Origin of the sequence: Flavobacterium sp. (genome assembly GCF_965277525.1) — a bacterium.
Taxonomy (GTDB): domain Bacteria; phylum Bacteroidota; class Bacteroidia; order Flavobacteriales; family Flavobacteriaceae; genus Flavobacterium.
This window is the reverse complement of record NZ_CBDIDC010000011.1, coordinates 737952-758353: the sequence shown is the minus strand read 5'-3', so window position 1 is coordinate 758353 and position 20402 is coordinate 737952. Positions and strand designations below refer to the sequence as shown.

Sequence of the window (20402 nt, the reverse complement as noted above, 5' to 3'; positions counted from 1 at the left end):
TTATATTATACTGAAATTCAATCTGTAAAACATTTTTTTATCACGGGCTATTGCTGCAGCATTGCGAAGAATAACAAATATATTAGACAATATAATGATGATAATAAGAGCCAGTGTAAGCTCAGATCCGGGCTTTAAAAAGATTCCCAGCATAAACACAATAGGTGCCATTACCGTCCATAAGATCTGGACTGAAATTATTTGTCTGGTCAGGCTATTTTTCTGCTTCATCTTAAAGGTCAGCAGAAGCGGAACCAGAATATTAAAGGGTGGTACTATAACAAAAAGAAGGGATGAAAGATTGATTATTTTAATGAAAGAATAGTTGATGTTTTCTCGTACCTGCTCTCCTTCTTTTCTTTCTATTTTCGCCTGATCTGTTTCAGCGATTACAACTTTATCTTGTAATACATTTTCCTGTATGCCCAATGCCTGTGCCAACGCACGGAGCGTATGTCCCTTAGGCTCAGTCCCGGACTCTATCCGTTGAATAGTTCTAATAGAAATTTTTGATTTTTCTGACAATTCTTCCTGAGTCAGATTTTTCTGCTCTCTTATGGCTTTTAGTATAGACATAGTACTGGTTATTCTAAAAAAGATGTTATAAATTGATTTTCGACGCTAATTTACATCTTTTTCAAGAAGGTTGTTTAGTCATCATTTCTAATCTTAGAATGTAAAAAAAGGTGGTAAATAAATTCAACTTAGCACCTTTCACATTCCTAAACAAGTCAATTTGGAAAACCAGCAAAATAAGGATCTAAGAACTTTAGGTTCTAAACTTTATTAGTCAATAAGAAGTTCGCACCGTAAATTAGAACAACGTGCTAAAAAATTCAAAATCACTTTACATTCTGTAAAGGTTAGTTCATCTTCAATTGTTAGATCTATTCTCAGCAACAAAATTCCTGCTTATATTAATGATAATCAATCATTAAAAATTTAAACATGTAGTATATCCCAATTGTGTCCATACTTCTGAAACAATTGGAATATATTCGATTTTTCATCCTGACAGATATTTCCTTTCTATTCTTTCTATTCTTTCTATTCTTTCTATTCTTTCTATTCTTTCTATTCTTTCTATTCTTTCTATTCTTTCTATTCTTTCTTTAGCCTCAGCTAACAACGAATGTATTTTTTCTTCAAACTGTTTTTTAGGAGGTAGATCTGTCCAATATTCAGCAACTATTATACCATATTTATGCAGTTCTCTTTGTTCACGACTACTTTCCGCACAAAGAATTAACCCAATTGGTGTCTTTTCTCCATCTTGTTTTTCGTATTTATCTAACCATCGTAAATAAACTCCATTTGTCCTTTGTGTTTAGCTTGAAACTTTCCTAATTTTAATTCTATGGCTACTAACCGTTTTAGTTTTCGATGGTAAAAAAGTAAATCTAAATTAAAATCTTCGCCCTCTATTATCATTCTTTTTTGACGTTCTACAAAAATAAATCCCTTTCCTAATTCAAGAATGAATTTTTCTAATTCATCCAATAATACATTAAATAAGAGTAAAAAAGTGGTAATTGAAATTTATGGCATATTCGTGATACAGCAATAAAAAAAATTAGAAATATAATAAAATGAAGGCTACGAGCTTAAAGTCTCATCTGGCTTCTAAGAAAGTACAAAATATCCGATTCTTTCTACTTGAGGTGATTGGACAGATAATCCCGTATTTCAGCCGATATTTGTCGGTGGATCAATTGTCTATCTACTGTATTATCATCTTGGTAGTAAGTTGATTCTTCTTGACGTAATTGCGGGTTTCCCTCGTTCAAAAAAATGTAATGACCTGTTTTGCCTGCCAGCTTTATAAATTCTGAACCTGAAATGGCCTTTCTGTATCTTAATGCATTAGTTTCTATAGGGGCTATTTGATCATCATTTGCGCCGATTATTAAAATTGGAGCCGTTATATTTTGTTTCTGTTCTGAAATTCCTAAGCCTAAGGCTGGAGCTAATGCGATATGAACTTTAAATCGACTATCTCTTAAAGCTGCTGGTACTTCTTTGCAAGATATGTTATTTACTAATTTGCGCAAATCACCAAATTCCGGAACAGTAAATTCTTGACGACCTTGCTCAGAGGAAGCATTAAGTTTTAACATTTCACAGTCCAACTGAATGCCAGCTAGTGCCAGCGCTGTATATCCGCCCAATGAAAAACCTATTGTGGCAATTCTTTCACTATCCAAATAATTGTTAAACCGTTTGTCCTGTAAAAATGAAGAGAGCAAGAAACTCATATCCAGTGGTCTCTCCCAATAGCGAACAAAGTATTCTGGTATTTTATTATCAAGGGTATTTCCCCAATGATCAGGTGCGATAACAATGTATCCATTCTTAGCCAATTCAATTGCTAACCAAGCTAAACTCATTCTGTTTCCTCCTGTACCATGCGATATAACGATCAGTGGGTATTTTTTATTAACAAATGTTGCATTCTTTACCGTAGGCGATAATAAGAACGGTAGTTCGCTATCCTTCATATCCTTATCAGTTGTTGGATACCACACCTGAGTCTTTAGCGAGCGTTCTCTAGAATAATCAATATAGCTTATGGTTTGTTCGCCAACATTTAAAACCTGAGCCTTACAAACCACTGACATTAAGCTTATTAGTAAAAAATTAAAAGTGTAATTCAAAGTGTAATTCAAAGTATAATTCATATTTAATAAATTTAATTATATGCATTTCCACGGTTAAAAATATAGAAGTAGTAATTACGGCAATATCAGCCAGTAAAGCAGCCTATTTCACTTTACCCCAATATTCTCCGCAATATACTGTAGACTCTTGTGAGGAAATTTCCACTGCAAACCGGTTTATACGTTGTGACTTGCATTATAATTTATTTTTTGATTAGCAAATTTACCGCAATTAACTAGACAAAGTCAATGGTTGTTTTTAACCAAAAAATGACAAAATCTACTAAATTTCAATACCCGAAAGATTAATCTTGTTTTCATAATTTCTTATTTTATCTATTATTACCTCCAGGATAATACTTATAAAAATTAAAACCAAAAAACATTTCAATAATACAAAAAACAGTCAAAATTGTTTGATTTAAAATCAGCACAAACTTTACTTTCTTTTATGAAAAAATAGGAGAATAATTAATGTACTGATACTATTATTCACTACCGCCAAATCGGGCTTGCCATCCCCGTCTAAATCGCCTATAGCGATGGCCAACTATACAAAAACATGACATTCATCAATGGTGTTTTTTGACACAGGCTCATCTCCCTTATCAAGAAAACTAGTCCTGAAAAAACCTGGAGCTGCGAGACTAACTTCAACTCCAAACACCCTAAGCTCTTTGACAAGTGATTCTGACAACTTTCATTTTAGAAATCATAAAATGGGGTCAGCAACATACGAAAGAGAGCAAGAAACCTAAAAAAGATTAAATTAAAAAATACACTTGAAGTAATTGTGAACTCAACTGGCAACTTTTATGTCTTATACTTAACTATTGATCCGCACTTGTAACATGCACATATATTTCATTGGTTCTAAAAGAACATCTATTTTTAAGCTAACTGACCAGGAGATAATCCATATTTTTTTTTAAATGCAAATGAAAAATGAGATAGATCTTCGAAACCGACTTCCAGATAAACTTCCGTTGGTTTTTTCTTTTTCTCTGTTAATTGGTAATAAGCCAATTGGAGCCTTTTTTCAGTCAGCCATTTTTGGGGAGTAATATTGAAATATTTTTTAAAGTCTCTATTAAAAGTCGATAAACTGCGACCTGTCAAGTATCCTAATCTTTCCATGGGCATATTAAACATGAAATTACGTTCCATAAAACTGATCAGGTCAACTTTACCGGGTTCTTCAAAATCTGCCAACAAGTTATCGACGCTATTATCAATCTCTCTTAGTATACTGATGGCTTCCGTAATTTTTAGTGAGGCAATATTTTCAGGAAACTCACCTTCAATATCAAAATACGGTACCACCGACGCCAAGCAACTTTCAAGGAGTGGATGGTGGCTGAAACTGTATATTTTCTGCTGACCACTGCGTTTTTTGCCCGTATCAACTTTTTCATAAAACCTTTTCAAGCGCTCCCTCGATAAATGCATTACTACTGTCTTGTGCGACTGCCCATTTTTGGGATAGTTTATTATCGTAGCTAAAAGATTTCGGGGAATTAAAAATATATCGCCAGTCTTAAAATAAAACGTAGCATCGGCCTGTATGATCTTTGTTTCACCTGATATGAACCAGATCAACATATGGTCTTCAAACATAAGGTCCGACTTGAATAGCTTGTCATCATAACTTGAAAGCTTAATTTCGGGGGTAAGGTATTTTGAAATATGTTCCATTAAAATATTGTTTTAATTACGTGAATAATGAATAGACTTTGGAACTTAAATAATCATTTATTAAAAAAAGCAGGTCCTCAAATCTTGCAAAATCCTTCTTTTCATGAAGACTCGTTATAGCAACAGCTTTAAAGCCTCCATTCAATGCCGCTTCAATACCATGGGGAGAATCTTCAAAGACTATAGACCTGTGGGGTGAAACATTCAATAGCGCTGCACACTTTAGAAAAACTTCAGGATCCGGTTTACTATTATTTATATCTTCAGCACTTACAATGGCATCAAAATATTTACGAAGCCCCAGTCCATCAAGAACATAATCCACATTAGATTTTAATGCCGCTGTCCCTATTGCAAGCTTAATACCTGCCTCCTTCGCACTGATCAAAAATGGCTCCAGACCATCTATTACCATTAAATAAGGTCGGAAATCTTCCTGATACTTCATCTCCTTTTCCAAAATGATCTGCTGTATTTCTGCATCGGAAAATTTTCCTTTACCGAAAACACGTTCAAACATTTCTTCCGCCTTGCCATATACCTTCAATTTAGTTTCCTCTATTGTAATTTGAGCCTTATACTTATAAAAAATACTATACCATGCTATAATGTGATAGTGCATATCATCAATCATTGTGCCGTTCATATCGAAAATAAATGCCTGGTATTTCATGTCTTTATGGTTGGGGTTAATACTAATTTGACAGGATAGCTATCCAAACTAAACGTTTTCTTTTTTGATCGCTGAAATCTAAGCTGACGCAAGTTCAAAAATAGTTATCTCCGGCGGCATTCCTACCCTGCCCGGGTAACCAAGATATCCAAAACCTCGGTTTACATACAGTTGCTGATCTTCTTTTTGATATAAGCCAGCCCATTGCTTATAGCTTAATTGAGAAGGGGAATAGGTCTGGTCGCCAATAGCTATGCCAAATTGTGAACCGTGCGTATGCCCGCTGAAGGTCACGTCAATATCCTTGAATTCACTGTTCACCTCCTTGTCCCAATGGCTTGGGTCATGGCTTAACAGGAATTTAACTGCCGCATCATCTGTATTCTCAATCGCTTTTTTTAAACTTCCTGTATTGGCAAACATCGATTCATTGGCAGAAATGTTCTCTACTCCTATAATTGCAAGTTTATCTCCTCCCAGGGTGATAATCCTGTTTTCGTCGCAAAGAAGGTCATAGCCCAGTTCTTTGTGTGCTTTTTTAATGTCGTTCATATTGTCGATACTCTGCTGAGGATTTGAAAATCTTTTATAGACGCCATAATCATGGTTGCCAAGTGTGCTGTAGACTCCAAGGGGTGCTTTAATCTTATCGAAAATATTGATATAATCCTTCACCTCACTTGCCCTGTCATTTACTAAATCTCCTGTAAAAAACACCATTTCGGGTTTTTCTTTCATCAGCATTTCCACACCGCCCACAACAGCCGCTTTATTAAAAAAGGAGCCTGTGTGGATATCTGAAATCTGGGCAATAGTCATACCTTGGAAAGACTTTGGCAGGTTATTTATCTTAAGTCTTATACGACGTACCCTGTAGTCATGAGCACCAGACAAGACTCCCCATGCCAGCGCACCGGCTGGAATCGCCGCTGCAAACAGTGCTGTTTTCATCAGGAATTCTGAACGGGTTATGGTATTCACGGCATCTTTAACAGTTTCAGTAATATCTTTCTCAGTAATTAACTTATTCCTTGACCATACAAAAAGTCTTGAAACATCATCAATTACTAAAAATACAATTGAGAACAATTTGGAACAGTAGGTGATAAATAAGCTGGCAAGGATCACTGTACGTATTCTTACGCCTAGCACCTCTGGATCAATAAAATTATACGACCACAATCCGATTAACGTGCTCATTGTAATTCCCCAAAAAATATATCTTGCTGCTGTCTGGGCCTGAGTGCTGCTGTCCTGGAAAACTATCCTTACCGCCTGCCAGACATACCAATCAACTAACAGTAAAACAAGGGTAAGAATCGGAACAACTATGTATTTACTTATTGTCATTATATACTAATTAAATTAAAAAAAATATAAATTGGAAAAATCAATGTTTTCCCGACTTATAAAAACCTGCGCCGTCAATAGAATTATATAGCCTGTCCCCCATCAATTAGGAAGTCTGATCCGGTAATAAAAAGTGCTTCATCACCCAACAGGTATGATATCAGGCTAGCAACCTCATAAGGCTTTCCAAAGCGCAATAGCGGTATGCTGTTTACCATCTGGCTCTCCATGTTCTTATCCATGCCAAGCTTGTCCATGATCTCTGTCGAGATTGGTCCGGGACTCACTGTATTCAACCTGATATTCCTTGGCGCCAGTTCGAGCGCCGCTATTTTCATTACCGTATTTACCGCTGCTTTGCTTGCCGCATAAACTGATGCATTTGGAGGAGACATTGTAGCGGATGTAGAAGAAAGGAATACAACGGATGCTCCTTCGCTCAGGAATGGAATAAACATACTTAAGGTAAAATAAGCCCCTTTAAAATTAATATCCATTACCTCGTCGAACATAGCCTCTGATGTCGATTCTATTGAGGCAATCTTAGTTATGCCGGCATTGATCAACAGCATGTCTACATTGCCAAATTGCTCATGGACCGAGGCAGCCAGATTCGTAATATCCATGAGATTGGACTGGTCCGCGATCATACCGGCAACCCCTAAATCTGAGGCTGCTTTTTCAACAGCATCTTTTCTTCGCCCAGTGATCACAACTTGGGCGCCCATTTCCTTCAACTTTTTTGCTGTCGCATAGCCGATCCCGCTGTTGCCGCCGGTAATGACGGCAACTTTATTGCTTGCATTTTCCATTTGTTAAATATTAAAGGATACGCCTGTTATTTTCTCACTAAGCTCCCATAATCTTTTAGCATCTTTCTCATCCAAGGAATAAACTTCCACGCCATATGATCCGACACTCTCCACACCATCAGCTAATCTGGCGATATCTGCATCTTCACAGTAAACCCCTCCAATAGAATCAAGTAAAGAACTTGTAGCACACCACACAGTAGTAGCAGCTCCCTGCTCAATTGATTTTAGTTTAGCCGCTACCTCAGGATTCATATTTCCATCTGCATCGAGAAAACCCATTTTTTGGAACAACTCCAATGAAGCTTCTCTGCCTAATTCGGTACCTGCAATTGAACCCGGGTGTACCGAGTAGGCCCTAACATTATATGCTTTTGCACGATTGTCAAGTTCAAGGGAAAACAGATTACTTCCTGTTTTTGACTGACCGTAACCCTGCAGGGTTTCATATTCCCTGTGAAGGAAATTAGGGTCCTCGAAATTAAAAGGTGCCATCTGGTGTCCTAAAGATGATACATTGATTACCCTTGCCCCGTCAGCTTTTTTAAGTGCAGGAAATAATCTGGCTGTCAAATGATACTGACCAACATAGTTGGTCGCCAATTGAGATTCAATCCCTCTGCTGTCCCTACGAAGCGGTACCCACATAATTCCGGCATTGTTGATAAGAAGATGCAGTGGTCTCTCTGACAAGAGGAATTTTTTAGCAAATGCATCTATAGACAATGGATCCATAATATCCATAACCTCGATTTCTACATTTTCAACTCCTTCAAGATTTTTTCTGGCTTTTTCCAGATCCCTTGCCGGTACTATAACCGTAGCACCCGCAGCTGCAAGTGTTTTGGTAGTTTCCAGACCGATACCTGCATTTCCTCCTGTGACAATCGCGATTTTGCCTGTTAGGTCTTTGCCTTTAATTACATCGCTTGCTGTTGATTTTTCGTTAAATCCCGAACCTAGTGGCTGTTGTAAGGCTCCTTGATAATTATTAGTTTTCATTTTTTTTTATATTTAAAATGTTATAGGACAAAATTAGATTGATATGAGATTAGTGATTTTGTTTAAAAAGTCTATTTATTTTGTTTAAAAAGTCATTGAGGATTAAGCCTGTGCAACCAATATGTAAACAGTCGATCGTTATTTAAAAGAATGCAACTGTTTCAAAATCAAAAGCTAACATCAGTTCGTTTAAATCCGGTTCTCCATTACTCTGCATTTTATAAGCTCTTCGTTTTGTTGGCAGTTTTATGCCATCGACTTCAATAAAATCAGATACCAATTGCGCTGCCTGAAATGTACCGGCAACATTCACAGTGTAATCAAGCCTTCTGAGCAGATAATCAGGCCCAAAATAGAAATGTTTCATGGCGCTATGGCCGGCAATACTATCAGAGAAGAGAACTTTTATTTTATGCCATTGCTCACCCTGATGTTCTTCACTCGGCAACTGCTCCAATTCAATTCCAGCCATAAGCATAAAGAGAAGGAGTGGTAAGCTAATTCCATGATGCATAGCCGTTAAAATTAGCCCTGTCCAGTACATCCCAGCTGTCACCTGTCATAGGGTTGTTTGTCTTTTCTAGTGTTCCGGTACGCTTGAGCAATAATTCGCCGCATATTGTCTCAACGGCAATACGGCTACAAGCAAAACTGATTCGTTTATCAATTGATCCGAATGGCCATAACGACGCTTTTTTCTCATGTAGAAAAACCGTCATCTCACGAATAGAGTCGTCAGGGGCAAGTCCCCTTAACTCAAAAAACTTTCCGCTGCTCCTCATTTGAGCTGTTACTTTTTCAAGTTTGTTCCATCTTTGGATACCACCATGGGCCTGCGTAATTTTAGTGATGATTTTTTTCATGTCTAAAAAATAAATTATTGATTAGAGGCTGGAATGGACACAGTCTACTTTAAGGTGGGTCACTTTGATTAGCTTCTCTACCTTCAAGCTAAATCCTGAATTTATAGGCTTCTGTGGTGTCCCCCGATAAATGTCAAGCGCCGTTCTTTGTTGCTAAAAGCCTATTACAAAGTTATACACAACCACCATGCTGGGCTTTGTTTACAATGTCAATATTCTTTGTTTACAATGTCATTAAACAGCAACAGGTGTATCACGGGAGAGACATGCAAAATTTTGTATACAGGAAGTGTCTAAGGAGTACAATAAAATGCAATATTGTCGCTAACTTTGAAACAGATAAATTTGCTACTTGAACATAGCGGGAGTTTATTGGTAATAGTAAGATACTGCCTCAAAGGAAAAATTGGCAATGAAAAAATTTGTAATTAAAAAAAAGGATCCTTACAATTGGATTGTATCCCATAATGAATTTCCAAAGTTCAGCTGCATTTTTGAAAATAAGAAGTTAAGTTTCAGCAAGAAGATAAAAGGGCTCAACGACCCGACAGGAGATGCGAAGGAAGTATCGCTGCTACAGCCCGTAGGATACCTGGCTCACACTTTACCAAAAGGATAAAATCAACGACTAATAAAATTATCCGGTTACTATTTTCGGTCTACTGCTGCATATACAAAAGCCTGCAATTCTTTGCAGGCTTTTGTATATGCATTATTACAATCTCTGTCAGTTACGTCTTTATATATAATTTATAACTTTAAATATAACTAAACCAGCTTACTGTTTAACGATCTGTATGGCTTTACTATTTTTTCCTGTTTTAATAAAATAAATTCCCGATGCATGCTCAGAGATATTGACCTGATTTCCCGCTCCATGCTTGACCTTAATCCCTAAAGGGGAATATACAGTCCATTGCAGTTCTTCTGACAGGTGAAATATTCCAGTAGAAGGATTTGGATAAACTATAATTTTCTTAGATTCAATCGCTGGAATATCAATGCCAAGGTTGCAACTATGAACCATAAAAAAAACATCTTTGGTATTGCCTCCAGCGGTATTGTTTACGGTAAGTGAAACTTCTTTGTCTCCTTCAGTGCTATAGATAACAGAATGCGGACCTGCACCTGTAGCAGTTGCAGGTTGTGCACTCTGCCCAAAATTCCAAAGATAATTGTCAACGTTTCCTATCGAAACAGAAGTAAAAATAACAGGAGTATTAAGGCATCCCATTGATGTGCTGGCCTCAAAATCAGCGGTCGGGGCCGCTGTGCTTCCAGTGAGCACGAATTCCATCTTATTGACATTTATGTCTCCCTCCTCGAAAAATAACGTTATAACGTGCACGCCTTGGGTTAAAGGTACATTTAGCACTGTAGCGGTCTGCCATGCCTGAAAACCTCCTGTATTAGGCAGGTTGACTGTTCCGGTCACATTCACGCCATCCACTTCAAGATGCACTTTTCTTGCGTTGTAAGGCGATGAAACTCTCAGGTTGATATTATAGATTCCAGTCGTATTTGCTTTTGCGGTATATTTCAGCCATTCATTCCTTGCTACATACGCAAGATTAAAACCGCCTTCGCTGCAAGCCTCGGTTCCTACGCCATCTCCCGGCCTGTAGACTGTATCTCCGCCGCCATTGCTATCAAAATAAGCACCCGCACCGACATCATAATTTTCTGCCTCTATTACTCCTGGAACCTGAGCAACAATTCCCTGATAAGGACCACTTGGAAGTGTAGAGGAGTTATAGAATGCAGTATAGGTTATGGTGCCGGTCGCCGGTGCCTGAAATGTCTGGTTAACGGTTCCTCCCTGGCTCCAATGATCAAAATCGTAGCGCACATTTCCGATATATTGGGGAGTAGGCGCGTTTAGCGTCTGTAAGGATGCATTGGCAACGACCTGCTTTGTGGAAGGCGTGGTAACAGCCCTCTGATTGAATTCCAGATTCAATAAGGCAGGAGAACTCGTTACGGTGACATCAACTAAATTGGGCCTTATATCCACAAAAGCAGTTCCTACCAGACCATTGCTGTCGGTTACCCTTACAGTGAATCGGTACCAGACATTTGGTGTCTTCTCTCCTTGGTTTGATGCTGTAAAGTTTCCTGATTTTACCCCTTGTGGACTTGCTCCGGGATGAGAGTGTCCTGCACCAGGCACATCTTCATGAAAAAGGTCCATACTCCATGAATAAGCGCTTGCAGGCAGGGTTCCATCCTCGATATCAATTGCTGTTGCTTCAAAATAAACAATATCCTCCGCATTCCACTTTAAAGTGGGTAATGGGGAGAGGATAGTAACTGTCGGTGTATTGTTGAAAGGAGTTACAGTAAGCATCGCCGGATTGCTGGTGGCGCTTCCCGCAGTATTGCTTACAATAACCCTATAAGAGCCTGCATTTGCTACTGATAGGTTTGGAATCGTATAGTTCACTGTAGTTGCCCCGGGAATATCTGTATTATTGAACTGCCATTGATACGAAAGTCCCACTCCACTGGCAGAAACAGTAAAAGTGACAGGCGTGGTCTGCATTATGGATTGCGATAACGGGTGGTTTACAATAGTCGGGGCAGCAGTTGCGATATAATCAAGCTTGATTAAAGCCCCATTATTTCCATATGCGCAATAGTAGATGAATCCGTCATTGCCCATCATCATTCCGAGTGCCTGCTGCTGCGGCGCCGTATAGAATTCAGTAGAAACCGGATCTGGAATATTCGGATCAAATGAACGTATCGCATTTCTAACAAAATCTTTGATAATGAATTTTCCCTCAAGATTTGGATACCGGGGTGTTACAGGGTTGTACAAAAGCCCGTTAGTAAGCGCATTTCCAATACTTCCCGTAGCATAGGTAAATATGGGATTGGTAAAAAGGTTAGCTTCGGTCTGTTTTCCATCGCCTCCCTGAGGGTGACCCCAGCCATAATTGCGTATCACAGGATTGCTGATTTCATTTATTTCTTCCCAGGATGTCCCTACATCAAGGACGAATAATTTATTGGCCACCGGATTGGAAACAAGTCTCCAGGGATTTCTAAATCCGTAGACCCAGATACTCTGCCTCTGAAGGGAACCGCTTCCATAGAAAGGATTTCCAGGCGCTGGCAATCCGTTTTCTGTCAATCGAAGTATTTTTCCTTTGTAGGTATCCAGATCCTGAGCATTGGTATCTCTTTGGCTATCTCCCACGGTGACATATAGAAATCCGTTGAAGAACTTCAAATCCCCTCCGTTATGGAATCCACCACCAATCGGCTCAAGCAATAGGATCTCCTGTCTTGCGAGAACCTGATTGGCATTGTTGATCTGTACCCTTTCTATACGATGCCTGATTATTCCTGACTCGTTTATAGAGTAAAATACATAAATATATCCATTTGCAGCAAAATCAGGATGAAGGGTTAATCCTAACAGGCCCTGTTCATTATCAGTAACGGTCGTGACTGTAAACACTGTTGAAACGGTATTGTTCTGGAATACTTTTACGATACCCGCCCTTTCAGCAATAAATATGCGACCGTCAGCTGATTGCTCCAGTGCAAGCCCTTCTCTAATCACGGCTGTCGGAGCAAGATTTTGGGTTATGTACTGGCAATGTGCCTGCCAGGAGCTCAGGAGCAAACAAGCAAACAGGATGCAAAGCGTAAACTGTGTTTTACTGGATCCTTTAAGTAATTTTTTCTTCATAAAATTTTTTATTAGTAGATTTAGAGTTATGGATTAACTTGGGAGTTATTTTGAATTGATATATTATATGATGATCAAAGCTGCGGTTAATCAGAATCCAGTAATGGTGTTTGGCTTGGAGAGAATCCATATTTTTTCTTGAAGGCAAATGAAAAATGAGAAAAATCTTCGAAACCTACTTCGAGATAAACTTCTGCCGGCTTTTTCCTTTTATCGGAAAGAAGAAAATGCGCCATCTGCAACCTTTTCTCGGTCAGCCATTTTTGCGGCGGCATGTTAAAATACTTCTTAAAGTCCCTATTGAAGGTTGACAAACTGCGGCCTGTGAGATAGCCTAATTTCTCCATCGGCATATTATACATGAAATTGCGCTCCATAAAATCGATCAGGTCCACCTTCCCCGGCTCATCAAAATTTGCCAGGACATTGTCTACGCTTTTATCAATCTCACGCAGTATGCTTATGGCTTCGGTAATTTTAAGTGACGCGATACTATCAGGTAATTCCCCTTTCATATCAAAATACGGTACTACTGAGGCCATGCAGCTTTCAATTAAAGGATGGTTGCTGAAACTAAATATTTTATGCGCGGTCTCAGTTTTTTTGTCAATGTTAATTTTTTCGTAAAACTTTTTCAGCCTTTCTGTAGAGAGATGCATTACCACTGTTTTATGAGGCTGTCCGTTCTTAGGATAATTTACCATTGCAGCGAGGAGGTTCCTTGGGATCAGGAATATATCTCCTGTCTTAAAATAGAAAGTGGCATCAGCCTGTATAATTTTTGTTTCTCCTGAGATGAACCAGATAAGCATATGGTCATCAAACATGAGGTCAGACTTAAAAAGTTCATCATCATAGCTGGAAAGCTTGATTTCAGGAGTCAGATATTTTGAAATATAATCCATCAAAATTGATTTTTTTATTTTTTTGAGTAGACATATTTATGCACATACTTACTGTAGGCACTTAGTAGAAATCCCCAGGCTTCCTCACTGATTTTAAGCTTCGGGTGCAGTACCTCAAAAGCATGATAGCAGCCTTCAAAAAGGCGAAATGTGACATCAATATTATTGACCTTTAAATGTTCAACATATGCAAGGGTCTCATCTCTGAAAGGTTCAAGACTGCCTACAAAAGTAATCGTTGGCGGTAATTTTGAATAATCCTCTGCACGGGCCGGTGCTGCATACGTTGGAATTTCACTACCCTCTTCCAGAAGTTCTTTAAGGTATGCTTTCCATCCCATTTCATTTGATTTTGAATTCCATCCTGCTGAATTATTATCCTTTGCTGATTCTGTATTCTGCCTGTCATCTAGCATCGGATAAATTGGTATCTGAAAAGCTATTTTTACGTCTCCGGTATCAGTGGCTTTCAAGGTAACGGCAGCCGCAAGGCCACCCCCTGCACTATGTCCTGCAACAATTAATTTGTCAGGAATTATGCTAAGTATTGCCGTGTTTTTATTCATCCACAATAAAGTATCGTAGCAGTCATTAAAAGCTGCGGGATAGGGAGCATCAAAGGCTTTGGTATAATCCGGGGCAACAATGATGCAGGGACTTGCATCCATATAATTTTTAATAATATCCAGGAAGTCTTCCGGAGTACCCATCATCAGTCCTCCGCCATGGATATAAAGCATACCTGGCAATTTGCCACTGTAGTTCAAAGGGCTAAAAATCCTTAACCGTATATTCTTACTGTTATTTGCGTCACATATATATACCTGTTCGCAGTGAAGCCCTTCTATGTTTTTTCCTTTACTATTTGCACTGAAGGTATTCAATAAACTAATGCCCACTTTGTTCATAAGCAACTTTGATGCTATTTTCATGACCCAATAGCCCTTCTGCAGTTCTTTATTATGCATCTGTTTTGTAACTCGCATAGTTTCTCTATTTATTTGTTTGCCAAATCTTTTAATACATCAGGCAAAAATGCCTTTGCAAAAGTCACGGTATTCAGGAATTCTTTGTGCGTAACAATTTTTCCGTCTTTAAATGTGATGTGGCCAATATACAATTGCTTGTAATCTTTGCCTGTAGCCATGACAGCCTCACTTTCATATTCGGCCACAACCTCTATAGGCGTTTCCAGAATAATTCTAAGACTTGTAAATTTAAAATTGGGTGCATTTTGCAATAGTCCTGTCATAGTAGCTTCAATGGCAGGCCTGCCTAAGATTTTTGAGTCCATTCCGAAAGTTGCCACATAAGGCGCTTCGATATAACCGTCTTTGTCAAAAAATTCAGCTACTGTTTTTGGATTTCCTGCATTTACGCAATCCAGATATTCTTTGAATAAAATAGACGCGGGTTTTGATTGAGAATTTGAATTTTCCATTGCTTGCTTTTATTTTAAAACTTATTACTTTAATACTCTTATTTTATTCCTATATAAATATACTGATAATCAAATCATTAAAAACAAATTATGTTTTAAATTATATTTTCAATTCCGTTCGCTTATTTAATGTTTTAAAGCTATAGATCAAATTTACGGGAATTACAAATAGATTATTTTGTTTAAAAAGTCAAAATCCTTTGTTGAGAATGTCACATTAAAATAGAATATGATCTCTGTAAATTGGAGCAAACACAAGTTGAAGACCTACTCAACAATTAGGCTCGATATTCGTAAGAAAAATCTTGATAAACAAATGTTTTGGACACTAAGGATAATTTATATAAATTATCTCAGGCAACCCTCGAAAAACATTTTCTCCACTTCGCAGAACTGTTGGAAAAATCAGTTTAATTGACCATTATATGTTAAAATGGAATGACCACCTAAATTCGGTTCTAAATTTTATTGTCTATTTCGTAGAATTTCATATTAATATAATTACAAAATAGAGTCTGACTCACAATAATTTATACTAGATTTAATTCCAAATTATGATGATCACTTTAAATTGAATAACATTGGTCAACACATTCTAAAAGTAGTGGTCAAATTATGCTAAAAGACTCTGGTCTGAGCCGGCCATTTTTCCAATCTCACAATGCTATTATACTAAAACACCTAATCTGAAACACTCCCAAAATCAATTAAAATATGTTTAAATCATATTCATCTAACTTCTGCAACCACTGCTGTTATCTTTAGCAACAGCCTGCTCATTCCACAACAACTATCCTTTTATTGTTTTTAGCTGTTTCTTTTCCCCAACTAGCAATCGCTTTAAGTAAGGGAATGAGTGTTTTTCCAAAATCTGTTAGCTCATAATCTACTTTCAAAGGTGGTTTGGTGGTGTGTACGGTGCGTATAATCAAACCGTCTTCTTCCAATTCTTTTAATTGCAAACTTATGGTTCGCTCCGTAACCATTGGCAATTCTTTTCTCAATTCATTGTAGCGTTTCTTTTCAATTAAATGAATAAGAATGACTGATTTCCATTTTCCACCTATATATTTCATAGTCAGACTGGTGCTACATGGATATTCTTTATCGTTTATGCAATACATTTTTTTATACTATCTATTTTGACCGTTATTGCAAAGATAACAAACTATACTTATGTTTGTAACAATAAAAAGTATAGTATAATTAAAATTTTAGAAATATGAGTTTTTTAAATCTTGCAAAGAGCAGGTATACCACAAAGAAGTACAATTCAAACGAAAAAATTACGGATGATAAAATCCAGCAGTTAAAAGAAATTTTACACTTAAGCCCATCATCTATCAACAGCCAACCCTGGAAATTTACTTTCGTTTCAGACGAAAAAATAAAAAGTAAACTGGCAGCTGTTTCTTATTTCAATGAACAGAAAATAAATGAAGCAAGTCATTTGGTGGTTTTTAGCGCTATTGACGACATTGGAAAATTTGAAACGCAAATTCATCAAAACCTGCCAGAAGGTGCCGTTGGTTATTACAATCAGTTTATAAAAACCGGTTCAGAAACAGCAATTAAATCGTGGCTACAGCATCAGGTGTATTTATCTCTTGGTTTTTTTTTAAGTGCCTGTGCAAATATGGAAATTGACAGTACGCCCATGGAAGGGATTAAAAACGATGAATACAAAAGCATCTTAAAACTCGAAAATTATAAGCCATTATTTGCAGTTGCAATTGGCTATAGAAACCCCGAAGATGGCAATCAGCCAGCTGTTAAGCCAAAAGAGCGTCTGCAGATGGAAAGCGTTATCGAATTTTTGTAGGCAATTATAAAGGACATTTTCATTTGAGGAACATTCCTTTTAAAAAAAATATTATGAGATTAATACCAATCATCACCGTTTTAACTTTTTTATGCTTTGAAGCCCAAGCACAACAACATGATGTCATCTACCATTACTCGGTAATGGATGCAATGCGCAACGGCATTTATGAGGGGGAACACAACATTCAATATCTGACAGCCAAAGGCGATTTTGGACTTGGCACTTATAATCTTTTAGATGGAGAATTAATTGCCTTAGACGGTATTTTTTATCGCATTGCCTCCGATGGAAAAGTAGTGGAAGAAACCAACCGAAAATCTCCATTTTTTTCTTTGGCACAGTTTAAAAAAGATACTGTAATTACCTTTTCTTTTAACGGAACGGCAGAACAACTGCAACAAAAACTCCTTACTTTATTGCCATCGCAGAATATGCCTTATGCCATTAAAATCAATTGCAGTTTTTCTGAAATTACCACAGGTGGCGCAGAAAAAATTGCATCAGCTGACACTACAGGCCTTGCGGTATTGATGAAAAACAGGCCCTTGTACAAAGCCAAAAATATTACGGGCACTTTGGTTGGCTTTTATAACCCGCCATACTTCAGCAGTATCGATCTTTCTCCGTTTCATTTTCATTTTATTGCCGATGATAAAACATATGGAGGGCATTTGGTAGCAGGCTTACTAAACGGAAACCTAATAGTATCACTTGATGAAAAAGACGGCTATACGGTAGAACTGCTTAAAAACAACCAACGTTTTCGTAACACGAAGTTCAAAAGTAACGACAAAAAATCTTCTTATTAAAACATTAATTATTAAATTAAAACAGAATGAAATTTAAAACAAAAATTGCAACTCTTGCCATTGCCACCTTCAATATGTTGGTACAATCGATATGGGCACAAAAGCCCAATGAAATACAGCACATAAAATTTGAAGATGAAGGCTGGGAACAGATGGCGCCCCAACTGCAACGCAAATATGTATACGGCGAAAAAGGGATGCTGGCACTATTTAAAATGGACAAAGGAGCAAAAGTCCCTTTACATCATCACTCTAACGAGCAAACTTCCTACATTACCAAAGGCAGTGTCAAAGTAACAATGCAAGGTAAAGATTACACAGTAAAAGCAGGTGAAGTACTGATTATTCCGGCAAATATACCACACGAGTTTGAGTGTCTGGAAGACGGTACCCTCGACATTGATTTTTTTGCGCCGCCACGTACCGATTGGATTAATGGAACAGCTAATTATTTTGGAAACACTGCAACTGCACAACCCCAATTAGAATCCGTGGCAGCTATGGATATTCGTCCGGGCGATGTGGCCGTATCTGCTAATGGACGTGTGTTTGCCACCATTCATCCTCTGGGCAGTCAAAAAATGCAATTGGTAGAAATTATCAACGGTAAAGCTGTTGCCTACCCTAATGAAAGTTTTCAAAAAAACAACCAGCCCGCCACCAATGCCAAGTTTGATGCCATGTTGGGATTAATATTCGATAAAAAAGGCAGGCTCTGGGTAACTGATATGGGACTTGAATTAGGAAAAACCAGATTATGGTCATTTGACATCAACACCAATAAAGTCATTGAAAAAATAGAATTACCAGGTTCTATCGCACCTAAAGGTTCATTTTTACAAGATGTTGTCATTGACGAGAAAAATAATTGGGCTTATCTTGCCGATATTGCCAATCCGGGTATTATTGCTATTAACCTGAAAACAAAAAATGCCCGTCGCTTTAGTGGTCATCACACATTGGCGGCAGAAGATAAAGATATGGTTATAGAGGGCAAAGTAATAAACTTTGGCGGCAAACCTGCACGCGTGGCTATAGATCCCATCACTCTTTCGGCAGACAGGGAAACTCTTTTCTTTGGTGCTATGAACGGTACCAGCTGGTACAAAGTTCCGACAAAGCTTTTTAGGGAAAACAAAAATGACAAAACCATTGGCGAAGCCATTACAATTGCTGGTAAAAAACCCTTTAGCGATGGCGCAATAACAGATGCAATGGGCAACCACTATTTTACTAATTTGCAGGAGCACGCCATTACAAAACTGGCAATCGACGGTACTTTAACCAATACTGTAAAAGACAATACACTTTTGCTTTGGCCAGATAACACTTACCTGGGTCCTGATAACTGGATGTATATTTCTGCCAACCAATTGAACACTACTCCTGCATTTACGGGTGGTGTCGACCAAGGGAAACCACCTTATTATATTTACAGATTTAAATTAAAATAATAACCATGAAAAATAATTATATAACTATGGCCGTACTAAAAGCCAAAAGCGGCAAGCGGGAAAAACTACGGGAGGAATTATTAAAACTCATCACTCCCACCCGTAAAGAAGAAGGATGTTTGGAGTATATTCTTTTTGAAGATAAAAATCAGACCGGTACATTTTACATGCGCGAGGCGTTTAAAGATTACAAAGCTTTTGAAGCCCACGGAAACACAGCACACTTCAAAAACTTTGCATCGCAAATAAACGAACTGATGCTTGAACCTATACAATTGATAGAATTAGAACAGGTTTCTAATTAATAAAAAACACAGAATTAGTCATACTTCCGTTATGCTATTATAAATTTTTAAGCTTTACACTACAAAGGGTAAGCCATAATGCCAGCCCTTTGTAGTTGTTTTTAATCCCGAATCCAATGGAGTGAATACCTTTTCTGCCACAAAAAGTTAATACCGTTTTTTTGAAATATACCAGTAAAGTTAGATCCGAAGTATTTACTATCTATTAATTTTACGACAAGTTAACACTCCACAACTTTGAAAAAGGCAAAAGACTAGGAAAAAGTGATCCTATAGATGCCCCACTTTTCAAGAAGATTGTTATCGCCCAATATCGAAAGACTTAAAGTTAAAGTTCAGGTGGCCCTCCTCTACAATAAAATACTGAGAATTATACAAAGATTTTTAGTTTCTTCGTCTGAATCTAGTCACTTACGATTTTATTTCCTCATGCTTTCTTTGACTTTTTCTCTATGCATCTTCCCCCAGTTACTTAGCTCGTGTATTACACTTTTCAAGGTCTTACTATAATCAGTTACCTCATAAACAACACTAACTGGAATGGTCTGATGCACAGTACGCTTAACAAAATCATTTAATTCCAAATCTTTGAGTTCTTTTGCCAAAATCTTTGGAGATATACCTTCAATCTCTTTTTTTATTTCGTTAAAACGTTTTGAAGATTGAATTAAACTTAGAATTAAAGCAATCTTCCATTTTCCATTTAAAACATAGAGTGCATCTATAATATTTCTAAGTGATCCTGCACATTCATCATTAGTTGGAAGCTCCTGTTTTTCAATTGTTTTCATGGGAGTAAAGATACAAACTTTCCTAAAAGTAACTAGTTTCCTTTAGGAAACCGCTGTCTTTTACATACTTTGCAACAGTAACTTTGTATTAAATAAAAGCTATGACTCTAATCATTACTT

At 37.5% G+C, this 20402-nt stretch carries 23 protein-coding genes; 6 read left to right on the top strand and 17 right to left on the bottom strand.

The window, feature by feature from the left end; genetic code table 11:
• The 4 genes from ACQY44_RS23830 to ACQY44_RS23815 form a co-directional block, all read right to left on the bottom strand.
• On the bottom strand, window positions 1–576 hold the full coding sequence (locus ACQY44_RS23830) for a helix-turn-helix domain-containing protein (protein ID WP_428232767.1): 576 nt from the start codon (window positions 574–576) through the stop codon (window positions 1–3).
• Between the two features lie 714 nt (window positions 577–1290).
• Window positions 1291–1500: a PDDEXK nuclease domain-containing protein gene (locus ACQY44_RS23825; protein ID WP_428232766.1), complete on the bottom strand. Its 210-nt coding sequence runs from the start codon at window positions 1498–1500 to the stop codon at window positions 1291–1293.
• Between the two features lie 152 nt (window positions 1501–1652).
• The gene (locus tag ACQY44_RS23820) at window positions 1653–2678 is read right to left on the bottom strand and encodes an alpha/beta hydrolase family protein (RefSeq protein WP_428232765.1); all 1026 of its coding nucleotides are present in this window, start codon (window positions 2676–2678) and stop codon (window positions 1653–1655) included.
• Window positions 2679–3096: 418 nt separating this feature from the next.
• The gene (locus tag ACQY44_RS23815) at window positions 3097–3207 is read right to left on the bottom strand and encodes an FG-GAP repeat protein (protein WP_428232764.1); all 111 of its coding nucleotides are present in this window, start codon (window positions 3205–3207) and stop codon (window positions 3097–3099) included.
• A gap of 25 nt (window positions 3208–3232) precedes the next feature.
• On the opposite strand from ACQY44_RS23815, the gene ACQY44_RS23810 reads away from it, so the two are divergent.
• Window positions 3233–3415 (top strand): hypothetical protein, encoded by a 183-nt coding sequence (locus ACQY44_RS23810; RefSeq protein WP_428232763.1) that lies wholly within the window; start codon window positions 3233–3235, stop codon window positions 3413–3415.
• Window positions 3416–3548: 133 nt separating this feature from the next.
• Here ACQY44_RS23810 and ACQY44_RS23805 read toward each other — a convergent pair whose 3' ends face one another.
• From ACQY44_RS23805 to ACQY44_RS23775, 7 genes are all read right to left on the bottom strand, one after another.
• On the bottom strand, window positions 3549–4352 hold the full coding sequence (locus ACQY44_RS23805) for a helix-turn-helix domain-containing protein (protein WP_428232762.1): 804 nt from the start codon (window positions 4350–4352) through the stop codon (window positions 3549–3551).
• 16 nt (window positions 4353–4368) lie between these two features.
• Window positions 4369–5025: an HAD family hydrolase gene (locus ACQY44_RS23800; protein WP_428232761.1), complete on the bottom strand. Its 657-nt coding sequence runs from the start codon at window positions 5023–5025 to the stop codon at window positions 4369–4371.
• Window positions 5026–5103: 78 nt separating this feature from the next.
• Window positions 5104–6375: a metallophosphoesterase gene (locus tag ACQY44_RS23795; protein WP_428232760.1), complete on the bottom strand. Its 1272-nt coding sequence runs from the start codon at window positions 6373–6375 to the stop codon at window positions 5104–5106.
• A gap of 83 nt (window positions 6376–6458) precedes the next feature.
• The gene (locus tag ACQY44_RS23790) at window positions 6459–7187 is read right to left on the bottom strand and encodes an SDR family oxidoreductase (protein ID WP_428232759.1); all 729 of its coding nucleotides are present in this window, start codon (window positions 7185–7187) and stop codon (window positions 6459–6461) included.
• 3 nt (window positions 7188–7190) lie between these two features.
• Window positions 7191–8189 carry an SDR family NAD(P)-dependent oxidoreductase gene (locus tag ACQY44_RS23785; RefSeq protein WP_428232758.1) on the bottom strand — a complete coding sequence of 333 codons (999 nt, stop codon included), beginning with the start codon at window positions 8187–8189 and terminating at the stop codon, window positions 7191–7193.
• Between the two features lie 142 nt (window positions 8190–8331).
• On the bottom strand, window positions 8332–8661 hold the full coding sequence (locus tag ACQY44_RS23780; RefSeq protein ID WP_428232757.1) for a hypothetical protein: 330 nt from the start codon (window positions 8659–8661) through the stop codon (window positions 8332–8334).
• A gap of 25 nt (window positions 8662–8686) precedes the next feature.
• The gene (locus ACQY44_RS23775; protein ID WP_428232756.1) at window positions 8687–9052 is read right to left on the bottom strand and encodes a hypothetical protein; all 366 of its coding nucleotides are present in this window, start codon (window positions 9050–9052) and stop codon (window positions 8687–8689) included.
• 412 nt (window positions 9053–9464) lie between these two features.
• On the opposite strand from ACQY44_RS23775, the gene ACQY44_RS23770 reads away from it, so the two are divergent.
• The gene (locus tag ACQY44_RS23770; protein WP_428232755.1) at window positions 9465–9671 is read left to right on the top strand and encodes a hypothetical protein; all 207 of its coding nucleotides are present in this window, start codon (window positions 9465–9467) and stop codon (window positions 9669–9671) included.
• Window positions 9672–9830: 159 nt separating this feature from the next.
• Here the strand turns inward: ACQY44_RS23770 and ACQY44_RS23765 are convergent, their stop codons facing one another.
• The 5 genes from ACQY44_RS23765 to ACQY44_RS23745 all read right to left on the bottom strand — a co-directional run bounded on the left by ACQY44_RS23765 (window position 9831) and on the right by ACQY44_RS23745 (window position 16222).
• Complete coding sequence (locus ACQY44_RS23765) at window positions 9831–12752, bottom strand: PQQ-dependent sugar dehydrogenase (protein WP_428232754.1); 2922 nt, start codon at window positions 12750–12752, stop codon at window positions 9831–9833.
• Between the two features lie 86 nt (window positions 12753–12838).
• A complete protein-coding gene (locus ACQY44_RS23760; RefSeq protein ID WP_428232753.1) occupies window positions 12839–13657 on the bottom strand; it encodes a helix-turn-helix domain-containing protein in 819 nt (272 codons plus the stop codon).
• A gap of 14 nt (window positions 13658–13671) precedes the next feature.
• Window positions 13672–14565 carry an alpha/beta hydrolase gene (locus ACQY44_RS23755; protein WP_428232817.1) on the bottom strand — a complete coding sequence of 298 codons (894 nt, stop codon included), beginning with the start codon at window positions 14563–14565 and terminating at the stop codon, window positions 13672–13674.
• An 89-nt stretch (window positions 14566–14654) separates the two neighbouring features.
• A complete protein-coding gene (locus ACQY44_RS23750) occupies window positions 14655–15098 on the bottom strand; it encodes a nuclear transport factor 2 family protein (RefSeq protein WP_428232752.1) in 444 nt (147 codons plus the stop codon).
• 776 nt (window positions 15099–15874) lie between these two features.
• Entirely contained in the window at window positions 15875–16222 is a 348-nt protein-coding gene (locus tag ACQY44_RS23745; protein WP_230717995.1) for a winged helix-turn-helix transcriptional regulator, read from the bottom strand.
• 98 nt (window positions 16223–16320) lie between these two features.
• On the opposite strand from ACQY44_RS23745, the gene ACQY44_RS23740 reads away from it, so the two are divergent.
• The 4 genes from ACQY44_RS23740 to ACQY44_RS23725 are packed head-to-tail and all read left to right on the top strand — an operon-like array spanning window position 16321 to window position 19491.
• A complete protein-coding gene (locus ACQY44_RS23740) occupies window positions 16321–16920 on the top strand; it encodes a nitroreductase family protein (protein WP_230717996.1) in 600 nt (199 codons plus the stop codon).
• Between the two features lie 53 nt (window positions 16921–16973).
• A complete protein-coding gene (locus tag ACQY44_RS23735; RefSeq protein ID WP_428232751.1) occupies window positions 16974–17732 on the top strand; it encodes an acetolactate decarboxylase in 759 nt (252 codons plus the stop codon).
• A gap of 26 nt (window positions 17733–17758) precedes the next feature.
• On the top strand, window positions 17759–19186 hold the full coding sequence (locus ACQY44_RS23730; protein WP_428232750.1) for an L-dopachrome tautomerase-related protein: 1428 nt from the start codon (window positions 17759–17761) through the stop codon (window positions 19184–19186).
• 5 nt (window positions 19187–19191) lie between these two features.
• Window positions 19192–19491, top strand: a complete 300-nt coding sequence (locus ACQY44_RS23725; RefSeq protein WP_428232749.1) for a putative quinol monooxygenase — start codon at window positions 19192–19194, stop codon at window positions 19489–19491.
• A 419-nt stretch (window positions 19492–19910) separates the two neighbouring features.
• Here ACQY44_RS23725 and ACQY44_RS23720 read toward each other — a convergent pair whose 3' ends face one another.
• Window positions 19911–20282: a winged helix-turn-helix transcriptional regulator gene (locus ACQY44_RS23720; protein ID WP_428232748.1), complete on the bottom strand. Its 372-nt coding sequence runs from the start codon at window positions 20280–20282 to the stop codon at window positions 19911–19913.
• Window positions 20283–20402: the final 120 nt, after the last annotated feature.

Bases quoted from the DNA above. Each gene is read 5' to 3' on its own strand.
- ACQY44_RS23810 (WP_428232763.1), top strand. From the start codon at position 3,233: ATGGTGTTTTTTGACACAGGCTCATCTCCCTTATCAAGAAAACTAGTC.
- ACQY44_RS23740 (WP_230717996.1), top strand. From the start codon at position 16,321: ATGAGTTTTTTAAATCTTGCAAAGAGCAGGTATACCACAAAGAAGTAC.
- ACQY44_RS23800 (WP_428232761.1), bottom strand. From the start codon at position 5,025: ATGAAATACCAGGCATTTATTTTCGATATGAACGGCACAATGATTGAT.
- ACQY44_RS23790 (WP_428232759.1), bottom strand. From the start codon at position 7,187: ATGGAAAATGCAAGCAATAAAGTTGCCGTCATTACCGGCGGCAACAGC.
- ACQY44_RS23720 (WP_428232748.1), bottom strand. From the start codon at position 20,282: ATGAAAACAATTGAAAAACAGGAGCTTCCAACTAATGATGAATGTGCA.
- ACQY44_RS23830 (WP_428232767.1), bottom strand. From the start codon at position 576: ATGTCTATACTAAAAGCCATAAGAGAGCAGAAAAATCTGACTCAGGAA.
- ACQY44_RS23775 (WP_428232756.1), bottom strand. From the start codon at position 9,052: ATGAAAAAAATCATCACTAAAATTACGCAGGCCCATGGTGGTATCCAA.
- ACQY44_RS23735 (WP_428232751.1), top strand. From the start codon at position 16,974: ATGAGATTAATACCAATCATCACCGTTTTAACTTTTTTATGCTTTGAA.
- ACQY44_RS23750 (WP_428232752.1), bottom strand. From the start codon at position 15,098: ATGGAAAATTCAAATTCTCAATCAAAACCCGCGTCTATTTTATTCAAA.
- ACQY44_RS23760 (WP_428232753.1), bottom strand. From the start codon at position 13,657: ATGGATTATATTTCAAAATATCTGACTCCTGAAATCAAGCTTTCCAGC.
- ACQY44_RS23780 (WP_428232757.1), bottom strand. From the start codon at position 8,661: ATGGCTGGAATTGAATTGGAGCAGTTGCCGAGTGAAGAACATCAGGGT.
- ACQY44_RS23795 (WP_428232760.1), bottom strand. From the start codon at position 6,375: ATGACAATAAGTAAATACATAGTTGTTCCGATTCTTACCCTTGTTTTA.
- ACQY44_RS23785 (WP_428232758.1), bottom strand. From the start codon at position 8,189: ATGAAAACTAATAATTATCAAGGAGCCTTACAACAGCCACTAGGTTCG.
- ACQY44_RS23820 (WP_428232765.1), bottom strand. From the start codon at position 2,678: ATGAATTATACTTTGAATTACACTTTGAATTACACTTTTAATTTTTTA.
- ACQY44_RS23765 (WP_428232754.1), bottom strand. From the start codon at position 12,752: ATGAAGAAAAAATTACTTAAAGGATCCAGTAAAACACAGTTTACGCTT.
- ACQY44_RS23730 (WP_428232750.1), top strand. From the start codon at position 17,759: ATGAAATTTAAAACAAAAATTGCAACTCTTGCCATTGCCACCTTCAAT.
- ACQY44_RS23805 (WP_428232762.1), bottom strand. From the start codon at position 4,352: ATGGAACATATTTCAAAATACCTTACCCCCGAAATTAAGCTTTCAAGT.
- ACQY44_RS23770 (WP_428232755.1), top strand. From the start codon at position 9,465: ATGAAAAAATTTGTAATTAAAAAAAAGGATCCTTACAATTGGATTGTA.
- ACQY44_RS23725 (WP_428232749.1), top strand. From the start codon at position 19,192: ATGAAAAATAATTATATAACTATGGCCGTACTAAAAGCCAAAAGCGGC.
- ACQY44_RS23755 (WP_428232817.1), bottom strand. From the start codon at position 14,565: ATGAACAAAGTGGGCATTAGTTTATTGAATACCTTCAGTGCAAATAGT.
- ACQY44_RS23745 (WP_230717995.1), bottom strand. From the start codon at position 16,222: ATGTATTGCATAAACGATAAAGAATATCCATGTAGCACCAGTCTGACT.